Consider the following 15,398-nt stretch of genomic DNA (forward strand, 5'->3'; position numbering starts at 1 on the left):
CGCCGGGAATTCCTGCAGTTGAGCCCGCAGCAGCGCGCCGCGCGCCTGCAGCCGCTGATTCCGCCGCCGCCGGCATCCTCGCCGCCCGGGCGGCCGCCGGGCTCGCCGCCGCGCTGAGTCCCGGCGTCACAGTCTGGGCGCGTCGCGCCGGGCCGTGCGTCGTCGCGTCTTCCGCTCCGCCGCCTGACGGCGAACGGCCGAGGCGACTGCGCTCAGTCGAGCTCGCGCAGCACGCGCCGGCTCGCGCTGAAGCGGCCGCCGAAGCGGCGTTCGCCGTCGGCGCGCAGCGCGGGGGCATGTTCGGCGAAGTACGTGTCGAGCGCGGCCTGGTCGCGCACGCGGTAGGCGATCACGAAGCTGCGCCGCGGCGCGTCGGCGGGCAGGTCGCTGCGTTCGTAGCGCTGCGCCTGCACGAAGCCGTCCAGGCGCAGGATCTGTGCGACGTGGTCGCGCAGCCAGTCCGCATAGGCCTCGGCCGTGTCGCGGTCGACCTCGATGCTGACCTCGTAGACGATCATGCGACCACCAGGGTCACGAGTGTCGCGATCGCGAGCGCGAAGCCGATCAGCACGCTGTAGCAGGTGCCGATTACGCCGTACTTCAGCACGGTCATGATCCAGCCCTGGCGATAGACGCGCTTCTGCATCAGCAGCAGGTAGACGGGTATCCAGCAGACCGCGGCCTTCATCAGGAACGTCAGCGGCAAGGTCGCGGCCGGGAACGCGAGGTTGGCCAGGCCGAGCAGGCAGATCAGCAGCACGCTCATCGAGATGAACGCATGGCTGTGCAGCGCGACGATCAGGTGCTCGGTGTAGTAGCGGCGCTTGAACAGGTAGAAGAACTTCAGCATGACCGCGAACAGCGGCATCAGCACGAACAGGGTCTGCGGCAGCACGCCGAAGAACGCCGCGACGAAGCGCTTGGGCTCGCGCGACAGGTGCCTGGCGTTGTCCACGGCGGTGCCGATCAATTCGTTGAGCTTCGCGTTGCCGGCGTCGGGCAGCCATGACGTCTTCAGCGGATTGTGCTTGGCGTCCCAGGGCTTGCCGTTGAACGACAGGCCTTCGTCGTCGGGCTCGATGACGATGGGCGGTTCGGGTGTCGGCGGCAGCTTCACGTCGCCGGCTTCCGGCGGCAGCGCGGGAACCGGCGGCGGCAGGCCCTTGGCCTTGGCTTCCTGCGCATTCTTCAAAAATTCTATGCGTTCCTGCGCGCGCTTGCGGATTTCCTCGCGCGCGGCTTCGATCTCGCGGCGCGCCTCCGGCGGCAGCACGGGATTCTTCAGCGCCGCGTCGAGGCCCGCGAGCTGCTTGTCGCGGATCGACGCGGCGTCCTGCTGCGTCGCCGCCGTCTGCAGCGACGCGAGCGCTTCGTCGCCGGCCTTGATGCCGTTGCTGATCGCGGCGCTGAAGCCCATCTGGTCGCTGAACAGCTGCGCGACGAAGAACGCGACGATGGTCAGGAAGAAGAATAGGCGGAAAGGTGTGACGTAGCGCACGCGCCGGCCGATGAAATATTCGTTGGTCAGATAGCCCGGGCGGAAATACAGCGGCACGATCGTGCGCAGGATGCGCGAATCGATGTTGAACACACTGTCGAAGACGTCGGCGGTCAGTCCCGACAGCGGCCGGATCATGCCTTTGATCGGCTGGCCGCAGTCGTGGCAGTACTCGCCGTGCAGCGGCGCGTTGCAGTTCGCGCAATGGGCCGGCGCGTCGCGCTTCGCGGCCGCGGTCTTCGCGGCGGGCGGTGCGTCGGGCAGGGGCTGTTCGTAGGGTGCTGAGTTCATGGAGGCGGCAGGGGCTGGCTGTCGACGGCGGAGTATGGGCCATGCGCGCGCCGCCTGCCTGCCCGCGTGACCTTCGCATCACGGATCGTCGGCACCGGCCTGCTAGACTGCGCGGCCGCTCCTGCCGTGTTGCCGGTTCCATGTTCCGTTTCGATCGACAGCGCCTGCGGCGCGAATGCGCCGACACCGTGCGCCTGGCGTTGCCGCTGGTGGCCGGCCAGCTCAGCGGCGTGGGCATGACCGTCGTCGACACCATGCTCGCCGGCCATCTCGACGCGCATACGCTCGGCGCGGTGTCGGTCGGCGCGAATTTCTGGGTGCTGGCCTTCGTCGCGGCGCTCGGCGTCACGATGGCGCTGTCGCCGTCGGTCGCGCAGCTCGCCGGCGCGCGGCGCGACGCGGAGATCGGCGCGCTGTTCCGCCAGGCGCTGTGGCTGGCCGCCGGCATGGGGCTGGTGCTGTTCGTCGCGGTACGCCTGCTCGTGCCGCATTTCCTGGCCTGGATCGGCGTCGATCCGACCTTGCGCACGGACGCGCAGGCCTTCGTCCGCGCGATCTCCTGGGGCGCGCCGGCGCTGTGCGGCTACTTCGCGCTGCGCGGCGCCAGCGAAGGCCTCGGCCTGACGCGCCCGACCATGTATTTCGGCCTGTTCGGCCTCGTGCTGCTCGCGCCGATCGGCTGGGCGCTGATGTACGGCCGCCTCGGTTTCGCGCCGCACGGCGCGGCCGGCTGCGGCGCGGCGACCGCGACCGTGCTCTGGCTGCAGTTTCTGGCCCTGCTGGGCTGGCTGTACTGGCGGCCCGAATACCGGCGCCAGCAGTTGTTCGCGCGCTGGGACCGGCCGGATTTCGCCGCGATCGGCCAGCTGCTGCGCATCGGCGTGCCGATGGGCGTGACCGTGTTCATGGAGGCAAGCCTGTTCGCGGTCGTCGCGCTCGTGCTCGCCGGCTTCGGCGAAACGACGGCGTCGAGCCACCAGATCGCGCTGAACGTATCGGCGGTCTGCTTCATGATTCCGCTCGGCCTCGCGCTCGCGATCACCGTGCGCGTCGGCAACGCGGTCGGCCGCGGCGACGAACGCGGCGTGCGCTACGCGGGCTATGCCGGCATCGGGCTCTGCGTCCTGACCCAGTTCGTCTCGGCCGGCCTGATGCTGCTGATCCCGGCGCGGATCGCGGCGCTGTACACGGGCGATGCGGCCGTCATCGCGCTGGCGGCGCAGCTCCTCGTGCTGGCCGGGCTGTTCCAGTTTTCAGACGGCGTCCAGGTCGCTTCCAACGGAGCGCTGCGCGGCCTCAAGGACACGCGCGTGCCGATGTTCATCACCGTGCTGGCCTACTGGGGCATCGGCATGCCGGTGGGCTGGTATCTCGCGTTTCCGCACGGCTTCGGAGCGCGCGGCATGTGGATGGGCCTGATCGCCGGACTGTCGGCCGCGGCGGTATTGCTGTTCCTGCGCTTCCGCCGCCAGGCCGCGCGCGGACGCTGGAGCCTCGCGCCCGCCATGGCCGCGGCCGCGCCATCGGCAGTCGATCCGCGCGACAATGGCCGTTGATCGGCGCCGCAGGGCGCCTGACCCAAGCAGGAGCAAGCAATGACGGAGCGTAAGCCCGGTCCGGTACGGCGGTTCTTCGGCGCGATCTGGGACGCGATCAATTTCGCGCGCCGCCTCGTGCTGAATCTGATTTTCCTGTTCATCGTGCTGATCTTCCTGATCGCGCTGTCGGCCAAGGCGCCGGTCGTCGAGCCGCGCACCGCGCTCGTGCTGGAGCTCAAGGGCGAGCTCGTCGAGCAGTTCCGCACCGACGCGGGCTCGCGCGCGCTGGAGCGCATGCTCGGCAGCAAGAGCGGCGAGATCCAGCTGCGCGACGTGCTCGACGTGATCCGCCGCGCCGGCGCCGATCCGAACATCGAGCGCATCGTGCTGCGCACCGACGAGCTGCGCGGCGCCGGCCTGGCTTCGCTGACCGAGATCGGCGCGGCGCTCGAGCGCTTCCGCGCGACCGGCAAGGACGTCGTCGCGGTGTCCGACGGCATGACCCAGATGCCGTATTTCCTGGCCGCGCATGCGGACCAGATCCTCATGCATCCCGACGGCGCGATCCTGCTCAACGGCTTCGCGAGCTACCGCGGCTATTACAAGGACCTGCTCGACAAGCTCGCGGTGCAGGTGCACCTGTTCCGCGTCGGCGAGTTCAAGTCGGCGGCCGAGCCCTACATCCTCAACGGCGCGTCGCGCGAAGCGCGAGAAGCCGACCGCTACTGGCTCGACGGCCTCTGGCAGACCTGGCTCAGCGAAGTCGGCAGCCGGCGCAAGCTCGAGCCGCAGGCGATCCAGAACGGCATCGAGATCCTGCCCGAGGCGATCGAGAGCGCGCAGGGCGACCTCGCCAAGATCGCGCTGACCTCGCACCTCGTCGACCAGCTCGCGACGCGCGACCAGGCACGCGAGGTGCTGATCGCCAAGGGCGTGCCGGACAAGGACAAGCACAGCTTCCGCCAGGTCGACTGGCGCGACTACCAGGCGCTCGCGCGGCATGCGGCGCTGCCGGACCTGCGCGCCTCGGTCGCGGTCGTCGTCGCCGAGGGCGAGATCGTCGGCGGCGAGCAGAATCCCGGCACGGTCGGCGGCGAATCCACGGCCGCCCTGTTGCGCGAGGCGCGCGAGGACGACAACGTCAAGGCGGTCGTGCTGCGCGTGAACTCGCCGGGCGGCGAAGTGTTCGCGTCCGAGCAGATCCGTCGCGAGATCGAGCTGATCAAGCAGGCCGGTAAGCCGGTCATCGCGTCGATGGGCGACGTGGCTGCGTCCGGCGGCTACTGGATTTCGATGGACGCCGACGAGATCTTCGCCCAGCCGGCGACGATCACCGGATCGATCGGCATCTTCGGCCTGTTCGTCAGCATTCCCGAGACGTTGCAGAAGATCGGCGTGCACACCGACGGCGTCGGTACCACGCCGCTGGCCGGTGCGCTGGATCCGCGCCTGCCGCTGGATCCGTCGGTCGCGAAGGTGATCCAGGCCGTCATCGACAAGGGCTACCGCGATTTCGTCGGCCGCGTCGCCGCGGCGCGCGGCAAGCAGGCGCAGGAGATCGACGAGGTCGCGCGCGGCCGCGTCTGGAGCGGCCGCCAGGCGCTCGACCGCGGTCTCGTCGACAAGCTCGGCGGACTCGACGACGCCGTCGCGGCGGCGGCCGAGCGCGCCAAGCTGGGCGCCGACTGGCAGACACGCTACATCGAGAAGTCGCCCGGCGCGTTCGAGCAGTTCCTGCTCAATCTCAGCGACAGCGCCAGCGCGCGCGCGCTCGCGCGCATCGAGCTGCTGCGTCCGGAAACGAGCCTGCTGCACGACGCGGACCTGCAGCGTCCGCTGCGCCTGCTGCGCACGGTGCAGAACGGCAAGCCGAACGTGTTCGCCTACTGCTTCTGTGAAATCCGTTGAGTCCGCGGCGCGGCGCGCCGCGCGCCGCGCCGCTGTTCGCTGTGCCGCGAGGCCGGCGTTTCCGGGCACCGGCAACGTCAACCTCGGCCGCGCTCTGAGCATGTCGAACAACCTGGTCGTGCTCGGCTGGCCGTCGCTGACGGCCGACACCGGCGGCGGCGCCGTCGTCTATCCCTGCGACGCGATCTTCGCGCACGGCATCGAGAGCAACGCGGCGACGCGCGTCTGCGCCCTGCCGTAGCGGGCTGCTTCGCGCCTCAGTCGTTGCGCGGCGCGCCGAAGCGCTGCAGGGCCTCGACCATGACCTGTTCGAGCGAGGTATCCGGGTCGTGCCGGATCGCGTCGAGCGCGGCCGTGTCCCAGTCCTGCACGAGACGGCCGCCGAGCAGCAGCACGCAGCGGCTGATGAAGCGCTCGGCGACTTCGAGCGCATGCGTGGCCAGCAGCACGGCGCATCCGTGCTCGCGGGTCAGGCGCACGAGGTGCTGCTTCAGCGCGAACGCGCTGAGCGGGTCGAGTCCGTTCATGGGCTCGTCGAGCACGATCAGCGGCGGCTCGCCGATCAGGCCGAGCAGAATGCCGAGCTTCTGCCGCGTGCCGAGCGAATAGGCCTGCACCTCGTGGTCGAGCCAGCGCGTGAAGGCCAGCGCCTCGGCGAGCTCCAATGTCGCCGCCGGTATCGCGCCGAGCTCGCGCGCGCCGGCGAACAGTTCCAGGCACTGGCGGCCGGTCAACAGGGCCGGCAGCAAGGTCGGATCGACGGCGAAGCCGAGACGCTGCTTGGCCGCGAGCGTGTCGCTGCGCATGTCGGCGCCGGCGATCGCGATGCGGCCCTGCTGCGGCTGGAGGATGCCGGCCAGGCAGCGCAGCAACGTGGTTTTGCCCGAGCCGTTCGGCCCGATCAGCGCGGCGAACTCGCCGGGCTGCAGGCGCAGGTCCACGCCCTCCAGTACGCGGTGCGTGCCGTAGGCGTGGACGAGACCGGCAATTTCCAGGGCGGGCATCAGGCGAGACTCCGGGCAACGAGGTAATGCCGCGCGGCCAGGCCCAGGGCCAGCAGCGGCGCGAACGGCGGCAGTTGATAGGCGATCAGCGCGACGAGCAGGACTTCGGCCGTCGCGCGCACGCGCGCGACGCCGGGCCGGTGGCGGTAGCGCCAGCTCAGGCACAGCGACAGCAGGCTGCCGAGGCCGATCGCTGCGGCATAGCCCAGCACGACGACGAGCTTGGCCGACTGCAGCAGCAGTCCGGCCGCACCGAGCAGGCTCGCGCAGAGCCAGGCGAACAGTGGATAGCGCAGGGTGCCCGCGGCGAAGCGCGGGAACGGCAGCGGCAGGGCGGCGAACAGCTGCGTCGCGCGGACCATGACGTCCTCGCTCGACCGCAGAGCCAGGCCGTACCAGATCAGCGCGACGCAGAGCAGCAGCAGGCCGATCGCCTGCCACGGCAGCATTCCGGTCGGAAACAGCAGACCGAGCAGCAGGAACTGCCAGTTGCGGCCGCCCGAGCGCCAGCGGCGCAAGGTTTCGCGGCGCTGCCAGTCGGCCAAGTGCGGCAGCCGCGCATGGTCGAGCGCGGCCAGCTTCACGAGCGGCGTGCTGACGTGCTGCTGCACGAGCTTGTCGCGGCGCTGTCGGCCTATGCGGCGCACGACCAGGTAGCCCGCACCGCTGCCGAGCCAGAAGCCGACGCTCGCGGCCGCGAGCAGCGGCAGGAACCAGGTCGCCGGATGGCGCGACAGCGCGACGACGCAGGCCAGCACGAGGAACACGATCAGATTGCCGAGCGCGGTCTGCAGCAGCGCATGCAGATGCAGGCTGCGCCGCGTCGCCTCGGGCGGCACCGGCGCGGCGCCCCACCAGCCCAGATGCAGTTCCTGCAGCAGATCCAGGGTCGCGTTGCGGCACATGGCGAAGCCGAACACGGCGAAGGCCAGACCGATGAACGCCGGTTGTTCGGCGAGCAGGCGCAGCACCAGGCCGATGCGGTCGCCGTCGACGTGCAGCACGCCGACGCCGACCAGCGCGAGCAGCGCGGCGCCGGCGACCAGATGAAACACGGTCTGCGGCCATTGGCGCGCGAGGCGGCGCAGCCGGTTGGCGGCGACGCGGCGGGATTCCTGTAGCCGGGGATGAAAGTAGGCGGGCATTTGTGCGAGTGTTGCAATCGCCGCGGTCGTCGGCATGAGACACAAGTTGGGTTGCCTGCGGAGCCGACAGCGCGCATGACCGATTCCGATCTTCCCGCGCCTCTGCCGCTGCCGCCCGGCCTGCTGGCCGAGCTGCAGGCACGCTACGCCGATCCGCCGCGCGCTTATCACGATTTCTCCCATGTGCGCGAAGTGCTCGCGCGTTACGCCGACGTAGCCGCCGGTCCCGGCTGGACGCAGCCGCGCGAGCCGTTCCTGGCCTTGCTCTACCACGATGCGATCTACGAGGCCGGCCGCCGCGACAACGAGGCGCGCAGCGCCGACTTCGCCCGCGCAGCGATCGCGCGCTGGCTGCCCGACGCCGGCATCGACGTCGAACGCGTGGCCGCGCTGATCCAGATGACCGCGCGCCACGGCCACTGGTCCGGCGCGGCGCTGGACCGCGACGCGGCGCTGTTCCTCGACTGCGACATGGCCATACTCGCGGCCGCGCCCGAGCGCTTCGACGCCTACGATCGCGCGATCGCGCAGGAATACCGCGGCAAGCTGCCGGCCTGGATGTTCCGCCACTACCGCCGGCGTTTCCTGCGCGGCCTGCTCGCCGCGCCGCGCATCTTCCAGTCCGACTGGTTCCACGAACGCTGCGACGCGTCCGCGCGCGCGAACCTGCGCCGCTGCCTCGGCGCCGGACGCAATCCGCTGCAGGCCTCGGCCGGACGCTGAGGCGCGGAGCCAATCGCGCACCACGCGGCGGAACCACGTCGCGCGTGCGCCGCGGCGGGCTTATAACCGGCGCAGTCCCGCGCCTGCGCCGCGCTCTGCTACCGTCTCGTGGATGAGTACCGAGGAAACTACGCCCCTGTTGCTGGCCACGGTCGAGCCCGAGCTGCGCCGGGTCGGCTTCGCCTTCGTCGCCGGCGCCACGATGGCTGCCCAGCTCGCCGCGTGCGGCTCGCTGGACGACTGGCAGGCCTTCGCCGCAAGCTGGAACGACATGCCGGTCGACACCTACATGGCCGACCACGGCCGCTACCGCCGGCGCCGCCATGCGGTCTACGCGGCCGGTGCCGGCGGCATCGTGCGCGAGCCGCCGCGACCGCATTACCAGTCCCTGGACTACAACCCGCTGCACGGCGGCATCGAGCGCTGGTTCGAACCGGTCGCCGCGCACTGGGATGCCGGCGCGAGCCTGCCGACCGTGCTGCGTTACTGCCAACGCCTGTTCGGTGCCCTCTCGCCGGACGTCGCCGCCTGGCAGGCCGAAGTGCATCAGTTCCGCATCGAGGCACGCGCCGGCGAGCCCGGCCTGCCGACGCCCGAAGGCGTGCACCGCGACGGCGTGGACTACGTGCTTGTGCTGCTCGTCGCGCGCCGCAACATCGCCAGCGGCACCACGACGATCCACGAACCCGACGGCAGGCTGCTCGGCCGCTTCACCCTGACCGCGCCGTTCGACGCGGCGCTCGTCGACGACGCGCGCGTCTGCCACGGCGTCACGCCGGTGGAACCCGTCGATCCGGCTGCGCCGGCGTACCGCGACGTGCTCGTCGTGACGTTCCGCGCGGCCGCGGCTGCCTGAGGTTTCGCGGCCGCTCCGGCGTTTCCCGGCGCTTCAGGCCCGCATTGCTAGCTTCGGCGGCGGTCTTTCGCCGGAGCCTCGCCATGCGGCGCCCCCTGTCCTCGTTGCTGCTGTCGCTGTTCGCGCTGCCGCTGGCTGCCGCGACCGAGCCGCCGCCGCAGGCGTTTTCCTATTCCGTGTATACCGAGATGGCCGCGGCCCATGCCGATGCGCAGGCCGGGCGCAGCCTGATGGATCGCGTGACTGCGCCGGGACCGCGCGGGCTGCTGATCCGTTTTCCGCGCGGCTCCGAGGCGCGCGCGACGGTCTACCTGCGTTCGGGTCCGCTGCGCTACGCGGCCGACGACAAGGACGAACTGCATCTGCCGGACAAGCGCGAATGGCGCCGCGACAATCCGCGCATCGAGCTGTCGGTGCAGCCGCTCGCGCTGGCGCTGGACTTCGGCGGCTGATCAGGCGGCCGCGACGAGCTCATGCCGCTGGCTCCAGCGCGCGAAGCAGTCCTCGATCTCGACGAAGCGCGCGTAGTGCGTCTTGAGCACGCTCTGCAGCCGCGGCGAATGCGCGGCCGGCTCTCCGTCGAACAGGTCCTGCATCAGATCGACGACGCGGCGCTCGCGCGCGAGCAGCGCCGCGGCGTGGGCCTGCGGCAGCAGCGCGTCGAACTGGTGCCGCAGCTCTTCGTAGCCGAGGTCGGCCTCCAGGGTGCGTACCGCATGCGCCGGCGAGGTCTGGAACAGCAGCCTCGTGGCGACCAGATCTTCGAGCAGATCGTGGCGCGCCTTGAGCGCGAGCGCGAAGACCGCGGCGGTTTCCGTGTCGCGGGTCTCGTCGCAGGCGAAGGCGTAGTAGTCGCGGCCTTCGCGCAGCAGGCGGATCAGCAGCTGGGCTTCGTCGTACGTCGTCATGGGCGGCCTTCCTCGCGGGAGCGCCGCCGACACTAATCGGCGATTCGTGCAGGCCGCGTCGTCATGCGCGCGGCCTGCGGCAGAGCCCGCATCGCCTCAGGTCCACTCGGTCAGGCCTTCGATCTCGTACAGCCGGCGCCAGCTCGGCCGCGCGCGGACGCGGTCGGCCAGCGCTTTCAGCGCCGGCCATTCGGTCGCCGGCTTCGGCATGTTGCGCGACCAGCGCATCAGCATCGTCGCGTAGAGGTCCAATGCGCTGAGGCGTTCGCCGAGCAGATACGGCCGGCCGTCGCCGAGCTGGTCCGCGAGCTGCGCGAAGCAGTTCTCGATGCGTCCGCGCAGCGCCGTCTTGAGCGCGGCTTCGTCGACCGCGCCGGCGTCCGACGGATAGAACCAGAGCCGGAACGCCGGCTGCAGCGTGTTGGCGAGGAACAGCACGCCCTGCAGGAAAGCCGCGCGCTCGGCGCTGCCGGGCGCCGGCGCGAGGCCGGCGTCGGCATGGCGCTCGCAGAGCAGCAGCAACAGCGCCGCCGTTTCGGCGACGGGGCGGCCATCGACGATCAGGGTCGGCACGACGCCGTTCGGATTGAGCTTGAGGTAGTCGGGATCGCGGTTCGCGCCGGCCGGAATGTCGACGAGCACGAGTTCGTGCGGCGCGCCGGTTTCGAGCAGCAGCAGATGCGGCAGCAGGCTGGCGGCGCCCGGCGCGTAATAGAGTCGGTACATCGCGAACGTCCATGCGGCGAAGGGGGCGCCAGCATACGGGCTGCTCCGCGGCGGCGGTAGCGCGCGGCGACCCTGCCGGAAGTCATGTGGACCGGCGGCCGATGCGGCCTTGCAACCCTCGCGCGAAAATCCGCATCCAAGCCGATGTCGCCGCCATCACCGCCGGCGAGCCAGCCAACGAATCGCGAGGATCCGCCATGAAACGCCTGCTGCTTGCCGCCGCCCTGGGACTGAGCCTGAACTTCGCCGCGCAGGCGCGCGGCGTCCACATCGACTCCTGCGGTCTGGACAGCGACTACGAGGTGCAGCTCAGCAAGGGCGGCCTGGCGTTCACGCACCACGGCGGCACGCCCGAGAGCATCGTCATGAACAAGGGCGAGCTCGTCGTCGATGGCCGCCGCGTCGCGCTCAGCGACGCCGACCGCGCGCGCATCGCCGAATACGAAGCGACCGTGCGCACCCTGATGCCGCAGGTCAAGGCCATTGCACGCGATGCGATCGACATCGCCTACGTCGCGGTCGGCGAGGTCGCCGCGGCGTTCTCCGGCACGGCCGACGCCTCGTCGACGCGCCAGCGCCTCGACGGCCTGCGCGACGAATTCAAGCAGCGCATCGACGCGACGTTCGACTCGCGGCCCTGGAACGAAAAGGAATTCGACACCCTCGTCGACAAGGCCGTCGGCGAGCTGATGCCGGTGATCCTGGCCGAAGTCGCCGGCAATGCGCTGGCGATCGCACTGAGCGGCGACGAAGCGCGCGCGAAGGAGCTCGAACGGCGCGCCGAGAAGATGGAGCACGACATCGAGCGGCGCATCGACACGCAGACCGCGCAGCTGGCGTCGCGCGTCGCCGCGCTGTGTCCTATGGTCGCCAAGCTCGACGACCTCGAGAACGGCCTGGAGCTGCGCCTGGACCAGGGCGCGCGGCTGGACCTCATCGACTATCGCCGCGAGGATTGACGCCGCGCCGCAGTCCCGGCCGCGCGGGCCTCCGCCGGGGCGCCGCGCGGCGAACTGCACGTGACGCAGTCGTCGCGTCGTGCAGGGCGCACGCGCGAGGCGCCTCGATTCTTTCCGAAATCTTCTTGCGCGGCCGGCAGTTGCGCCGGCCGCTGCGCATGGCATGCGGTTTGCGGAGCATAGCTGCCACTCCCAAGGAGCACGCTCATGCAGGACGACGATCGCCGCGACACCGCGCCGGCCTGGCGCGACAACGGTCCCGAAGCCATCGGCCGCGGACTCGAACCCGGACCCGACCAGGCCGAGCTCGACGAGTCGCTGTGGCTGGCCCTGAATGCCTGGGCCTGAGTCCGAGGAGGATCCTATGCTCAAACTCGCCATCATCTTCGGTCTGATCTCCCTCGTCGCCGGCGCGCTCGGCTTCACCGGCCTCGCCGGCGCGACGGGCGGCATCGCCAAGGTCATCTTCGCGATCTTCCTGGTGCTGCTGCTGCTCGCGCTCGCCGGACTGCTGTTCGGCGTGACCCTGGCGTTCTGACCGTCGCCCGCGGTCCGTCGTCGCGGACCGCGAGACCGGCACGAGCGAGTCTGCGTTCGTTTTCGACCGATCGCGCGGGCAGCTGACACAACGACGACATCCGGCGCTGCCCGCGCCATCGTGCGATTCCGCGCCGCGACGGTTCCGCCGTCGCGGCGTTTCCGTCCTGCGGACCGGAATTGCGCGGCGACGGCGCAGGCCGTCGCGAACGGCCAGCTCCGCAGCCGGGTCAGGGTCCCGCGCCGGCGCCTTTCTCGACCTTGCCGTCCTTCATCACGAAGCTGACCTGCTCCATGACGCGGATGTCCTGCAGCGGATTGCCGGGCACCGCGACGAGGTCGGCATAGAGGCCGTTGCGGATCGCGCCGACCTGTTCATTGCGGCCGAGCAGCTCGGCCGCGCGCACGGTCGCCGCCTGCAGCGCCTGCATCGGCGTCTGCCCCCATTCGGTCATCTTGGCGAACTGCCTGGCGTTGTCGCCGTGCGGATAGACGCCGGCATCGGTGCCGTAGGCGATCTTGACGCCGGCCTTGGCCGCGCGCCGGAAACTTTCGCGCTGCGTGCGGCCGACCTTGCGCTCTTTCTCGAGCATGCTCTCCGGATACTTGAGCCGGGCGAACTCGGTCAGGATGTAGTCGTCGTTGTAGATGTCGCCGACGAGCCAGGTGCCGTGCTTCTTCATCAGCGCGATGGCTTCGTCGTCGAGGAAGCTGCCGTGCTCGATCGAGTCGACGCCGGCGCGCACGGCCATCTTGATCGCCTCGGTGCCGTGCGCGTGCGCGGCGACCTTGCGGTGCCAGCGGTGCGCCTCGTCGACGAGCGCGTTCATCTCCTCCTGCGAATACTGCGGCTCGCCGACCGACTCCTCTTCGCTGAGCACGCCGGCGCTGGCCATGAACTTGATCACGTCGGCGCCGTTCTTGACGTCGAAGCGCACCTTCGCTCGGATCGCGTCGACGCCGTCGGCGATGCCGCTGAAGCCCTCGAAGCGGATGTACGGCGAGAAGCCGGTGCCGCCGTCGGCGTGGCCGCCGGTCGCGCCGAGCGCGAGGCCGCTCGCGAGAATGCGCGGGCCCTGCACTTCGCCGCGCTGGATCGCGTTGCGCAACGCCACGTCGATGAACTCGGCCGAGCCGAGATTGCGCACGGTCGTGAAGCCGGCGAGCAAGGTGCGCCGTGCGTAGATGTGTGCCTTGACCGCGTTGTCGATGGGACTGCGGCGGAAGGCCTCGGTGTAGAAGTCGCCGGACTGGCCGTCGATGTGCACGTGGCAGTCGATGAGGCCCGGCAGCAGGGTCACGTCGCCGAGGTCGATGCGCTTCGCGTCGGCCGGCACCTGGCCGTCGCTGCGCACGTCGACGATGCGTTCGCCGTCGACGACGACGACCGCGTCGTTGCGCAGGGTGCCGCTGTCGACGTCGATGAGCCGCGCGGCGGTCAGCGCGAGACGTTCGGCCGAGGCGGCGGCGGGAAGCAGGGCGACGACGACGGCGGACAGCAGCAACTGACGCAATGCGGCGTGACGCGACATGGCAAGGTCTCGATGAGGGGGAGCCCGAGACTATGCACAGCGCGGCGCGGACGGCCAGTCCCGGAACGCACGGGACGGCGGAGCTCCGGCATGGCAATCACACGTCCGCGCGCCGGCGTACGGACGGGCCGTTCGCACGGCCGGACCGCAGCCAGCGTAAGGTGCAAGGTCGGATGCGGCGTCTGCTGCGCCTATTCCGCGTGTGCGTGCAGATAGTCGCGGCCGCGCTGCATCAGCGCGACGAAGCCGCCTTCGTCGCCGTTGCGCACCGCGGCGAGCAGCGCGTGCACGGCCTCGTCGAGCGCTGTCAGCGCCGGGCCGTTGTGCGCATTCAGCGACTGGATCTCGAAATACAGGTGCGGGTTCTCGCGCGCGACGCCCTCGGCGATCTGCAGCTGCGCGCCGAACGTCGTCGAGGACACGGCCTTGAGCCGTTCGGGATCGATGCCGCTGCCGGCCAGCGCCGCGGTGAACGCGATGTTCAGCGCATGCGAGAGGCCGAGCACGAGCGCGATCAGACGATCGTGCTCGTCGAGATCCATCTCCACCGTGATCGCCGTCGTCGAGGCGAACAGGCCGCGCGCGGTCTCGAGCGCCTCGCGGTCGCCCGTGTCGATCAGCACGACGTGGCGTCCGGCGAGCACGTTCGCCGACGGGCCGAACATCGGATGGATCGAGGTCGCGCGCACGCCGGCTGCGTTGAGCTGCCGCAGGGAGTCGCGCAGCGGCGTCTTGATCGAGCCGAGGTCGAACACGATGCCGGGCGGGCGGCGTTCGGCCAGGCTCGCGAGAATGCGCGCCGCGGCGCGCAGCGGCGTGGCGACGACGAGGAGATCGTGGTCGAGATCGCCCTCGTCCCACCGGCTGCGCTGCACGAAGCCGGCCGTGTTGGCGACCGGGTCGGCGATCTCCACGGCATAGCCCTGGGCGTCGAGAAAGCGCGCGAACCAGGCGCCCATGCGGCCGCTGCCGCCGACGACCAGCGCGCGCTTGCCGCCGCCCTGGGACAGCGCGCGCACGGTGTCCTGTTCCTGCCGCGTCAGCGAGGCGGCGATCAGCAGTTCCATGAGGCCGGCGGCGAGCTCCGGATCGATGCCCGCCTCGCGCGCATGGCCGCGCACGTTGTCGAGCACTTCCTTCTCGCGGCGGAAGTCGCGCAGCGCCCGGCCGCTGCCGCGCTTGCTGCGGCCGATTTCCGCGACGATGCGCTGGCGCTCCGCGGCCAGACGCACGAGATCGCGATCGACCTGATCCAGTTGCGCGCGCAATTGCGTGATGTCCATGAGTAGCCGGTCCGTAACAGTCGACGGTCAGCTTAGCGGCCGGACGGCGGCCCCGCGCGAACCAATCGGCATATGCCGGCGCGGGCCGCCGCGGCGACGCGCGGGACTTTCCTAGATTGCCCGCTCTATCCGCTCTGGTGCAGGCGTGGCTTCGCCGCCACAATAGCCGCCTTGCCCGAAATCTGCCGCCTGGGAGGGCGTATGTCGCAAGAAGTGAAGGTTCCCGACATCGGCAACTATGCCAACGTACCGGTGATCGAGATCCTGGTGGCCCCCGGCGACACGGTGAAGAAGGACCAGGGCCTGCTGACCCTGGAGTCGGACAAGGCGACCATGGAAGTGCCCGCGCCGTTCGCCGGCGTGGTCCGGGAAATCCGCGTCAAGGTCGGCGACGAAGTGTCCGAAGGCTCGGTCGTCGCGATCGTCGAGGCCGCCGATGCCGCGGCCGCGGCGCCGGCCGCCAAGGCCGAGCCCGCCGCGGCGGCCAAGG

Annotated in this window: 18 protein-coding genes; 10 read left to right on the top strand and 8 right to left on the bottom strand. The window is 70.5% G+C overall.

Going from position 1 to position 15,398, the window contains the following annotated elements; genetic code table 11:
- Positions 1 to 212 precede the first annotated feature (212 nt).
- Both NON22_RS10565 and NON22_RS10570 read right to left on the bottom strand, forming a co-directional pair.
- Positions 213 to 518 carry a DUF4286 family protein gene (locus NON22_RS10565; protein WP_257386893.1) on the bottom strand — a complete coding sequence of 102 codons (306 nt, stop codon included), beginning with the start codon at positions 516 to 518 and terminating at the stop codon, positions 213 to 215.
- Positions 515 to 1,789, bottom strand: coding sequence for a DUF3667 domain-containing protein (locus NON22_RS10570; protein WP_257386894.1), 1,275 nt, complete (start codon positions 1,787 to 1,789; stop codon positions 515 to 517). Before NON22_RS10570 ends, NON22_RS10565 begins: the two co-directional genes overlap by 4 nt.
- A 140-nt stretch (positions 1,790 to 1,929) precedes the next feature.
- Here NON22_RS10570 and NON22_RS10575 point away from each other — a divergent pair, with 140 nt between their 5' ends.
- The 3 genes from NON22_RS10575 to NON22_RS10585 all read left to right on the top strand — a co-directional run bounded on the left by NON22_RS10575 (position 1,930) and on the right by NON22_RS10585 (position 5,476).
- Positions 1,930 to 3,345: an MATE family efflux transporter gene (locus NON22_RS10575; protein WP_257386895.1), complete on the top strand. Its 1,416-nt coding sequence runs from the start codon at positions 1,930 to 1,932 to the stop codon at positions 3,343 to 3,345.
- A gap of 39 nt (positions 3,346 to 3,384) precedes the next feature.
- Positions 3,385 to 5,235, top strand: coding sequence for a signal peptide peptidase SppA (sppA, locus tag NON22_RS10580; RefSeq protein WP_257386896.1), 1,851 nt, complete (start codon positions 3,385 to 3,387; stop codon positions 5,233 to 5,235).
- 100 nt (positions 5,236 to 5,335) lie between these two features.
- Positions 5,336 to 5,476, top strand: coding sequence for a hypothetical protein (locus NON22_RS10585; RefSeq protein ID WP_257386898.1), 141 nt, complete (start codon positions 5,336 to 5,338; stop codon positions 5,474 to 5,476).
- Between the two features lie 16 nt (positions 5,477 to 5,492).
- Here the strand turns inward: NON22_RS10585 and NON22_RS10590 are convergent, their stop codons facing one another.
- Both NON22_RS10590 and NON22_RS10595 read right to left on the bottom strand, forming a co-directional pair.
- Positions 5,493 to 6,239 carry an ABC transporter ATP-binding protein gene (locus NON22_RS10590; RefSeq protein WP_257386899.1) on the bottom strand — a complete coding sequence of 249 codons (747 nt, stop codon included), beginning with the start codon at positions 6,237 to 6,239 and terminating at the stop codon, positions 5,493 to 5,495.
- Entirely contained in the window at positions 6,239 to 7,384 is a 1,146-nt protein-coding gene (locus tag NON22_RS10595) for a hypothetical protein (RefSeq protein WP_257386900.1), read from the bottom strand. The genes NON22_RS10590 and NON22_RS10595 overlap by 1 nt, the downstream gene beginning before the upstream one ends.
- Positions 7,385 to 7,459: 75 nt before the next feature.
- On the opposite strand from NON22_RS10595, the gene NON22_RS10600 reads away from it, so the two are divergent.
- From NON22_RS10600 to NON22_RS10610, 3 genes are all read left to right on the top strand, one after another.
- Positions 7,460 to 8,107: an HD domain-containing protein gene (locus NON22_RS10600; protein WP_257386901.1), complete on the top strand. Its 648-nt coding sequence runs from the start codon at positions 7,460 to 7,462 to the stop codon at positions 8,105 to 8,107.
- Positions 8,108 to 8,219: 112 nt separating this feature from the next.
- Positions 8,220 to 8,963, top strand: coding sequence for a 2OG-Fe dioxygenase family protein (locus NON22_RS10605; RefSeq protein ID WP_257386902.1), 744 nt, complete (start codon positions 8,220 to 8,222; stop codon positions 8,961 to 8,963).
- An 83-nt stretch (positions 8,964 to 9,046) separates the two neighbouring features.
- A complete protein-coding gene (locus NON22_RS10610; RefSeq protein WP_257386903.1) occupies positions 9,047 to 9,415 on the top strand; it encodes a hypothetical protein in 369 nt (122 codons plus the stop codon).
- On the opposite strand, the gene NON22_RS10615 is transcribed toward NON22_RS10610, so the two are convergent.
- Together NON22_RS10615 and NON22_RS10620 are read right to left on the bottom strand one after the other, a co-directional pair.
- Entirely contained in the window at positions 9,416 to 9,871 is a 456-nt protein-coding gene (locus NON22_RS10615) for a hypothetical protein (protein WP_257386904.1), read from the bottom strand.
- Positions 9,872 to 9,967: 96 nt separating this feature from the next.
- Positions 9,968 to 10,597, bottom strand: coding sequence for a glutathione S-transferase family protein (locus tag NON22_RS10620; RefSeq protein WP_257386905.1), 630 nt, complete (start codon positions 10,595 to 10,597; stop codon positions 9,968 to 9,970).
- A 197-nt stretch (positions 10,598 to 10,794) separates the two neighbouring features.
- Here NON22_RS10620 and NON22_RS10625 point away from each other — a divergent pair, with 197 nt between their 5' ends.
- The 3 genes from NON22_RS10625 (at position 10,795) to NON22_RS10635 (ending at position 12,094) form a co-directional block, all read left to right on the top strand.
- The gene (locus NON22_RS10625; RefSeq protein ID WP_257386906.1) at positions 10,795 to 11,556 is read left to right on the top strand and encodes a YggN family protein; all 762 of its coding nucleotides are present in this window, start codon (positions 10,795 to 10,797) and stop codon (positions 11,554 to 11,556) included.
- A 207-nt stretch (positions 11,557 to 11,763) separates the two neighbouring features.
- Positions 11,764 to 11,904, top strand: a complete 141-nt coding sequence (locus NON22_RS10630) for a hypothetical protein (RefSeq protein WP_257386907.1) — start codon at positions 11,764 to 11,766, stop codon at positions 11,902 to 11,904.
- A gap of 16 nt (positions 11,905 to 11,920) precedes the next feature.
- Positions 11,921 to 12,094, top strand: a complete 174-nt coding sequence (locus tag NON22_RS10635; RefSeq protein ID WP_257386908.1) for a DUF1328 domain-containing protein — start codon at positions 11,921 to 11,923, stop codon at positions 12,092 to 12,094.
- Positions 12,095 to 12,323: 229 nt separating this feature from the next.
- Here the strand turns inward: NON22_RS10635 and NON22_RS10640 are convergent, their stop codons facing one another.
- Both NON22_RS10640 and NON22_RS10645 read right to left on the bottom strand, forming a co-directional pair.
- Positions 12,324 to 13,625, bottom strand: coding sequence for a Xaa-Pro dipeptidase (locus NON22_RS10640; protein ID WP_257386909.1), 1,302 nt, complete (start codon positions 13,623 to 13,625; stop codon positions 12,324 to 12,326).
- A gap of 191 nt (positions 13,626 to 13,816) precedes the next feature.
- Positions 13,817 to 14,908 (bottom strand): bifunctional chorismate mutase/prephenate dehydrogenase, encoded by a 1,092-nt coding sequence (locus tag NON22_RS10645; RefSeq protein WP_257386910.1) that lies wholly within the window; start codon positions 14,906 to 14,908, stop codon positions 13,817 to 13,819.
- Positions 14,909 to 15,109: 201 nt separating this feature from the next.
- Here NON22_RS10645 and NON22_RS10650 point away from each other — a divergent pair.
- Positions 15,110 to 15,398, top strand: a 289-nt coding sequence (locus NON22_RS10650) for a biotin/lipoyl-containing protein (protein WP_306673756.1), incomplete at its 3' end; no start/stop codon positions are given.

The organism is Tahibacter caeni (assembly GCF_024609805.1).
Classification (GTDB): domain Bacteria; phylum Pseudomonadota; class Gammaproteobacteria; order Xanthomonadales; family Rhodanobacteraceae; genus Tahibacter; species Tahibacter caeni.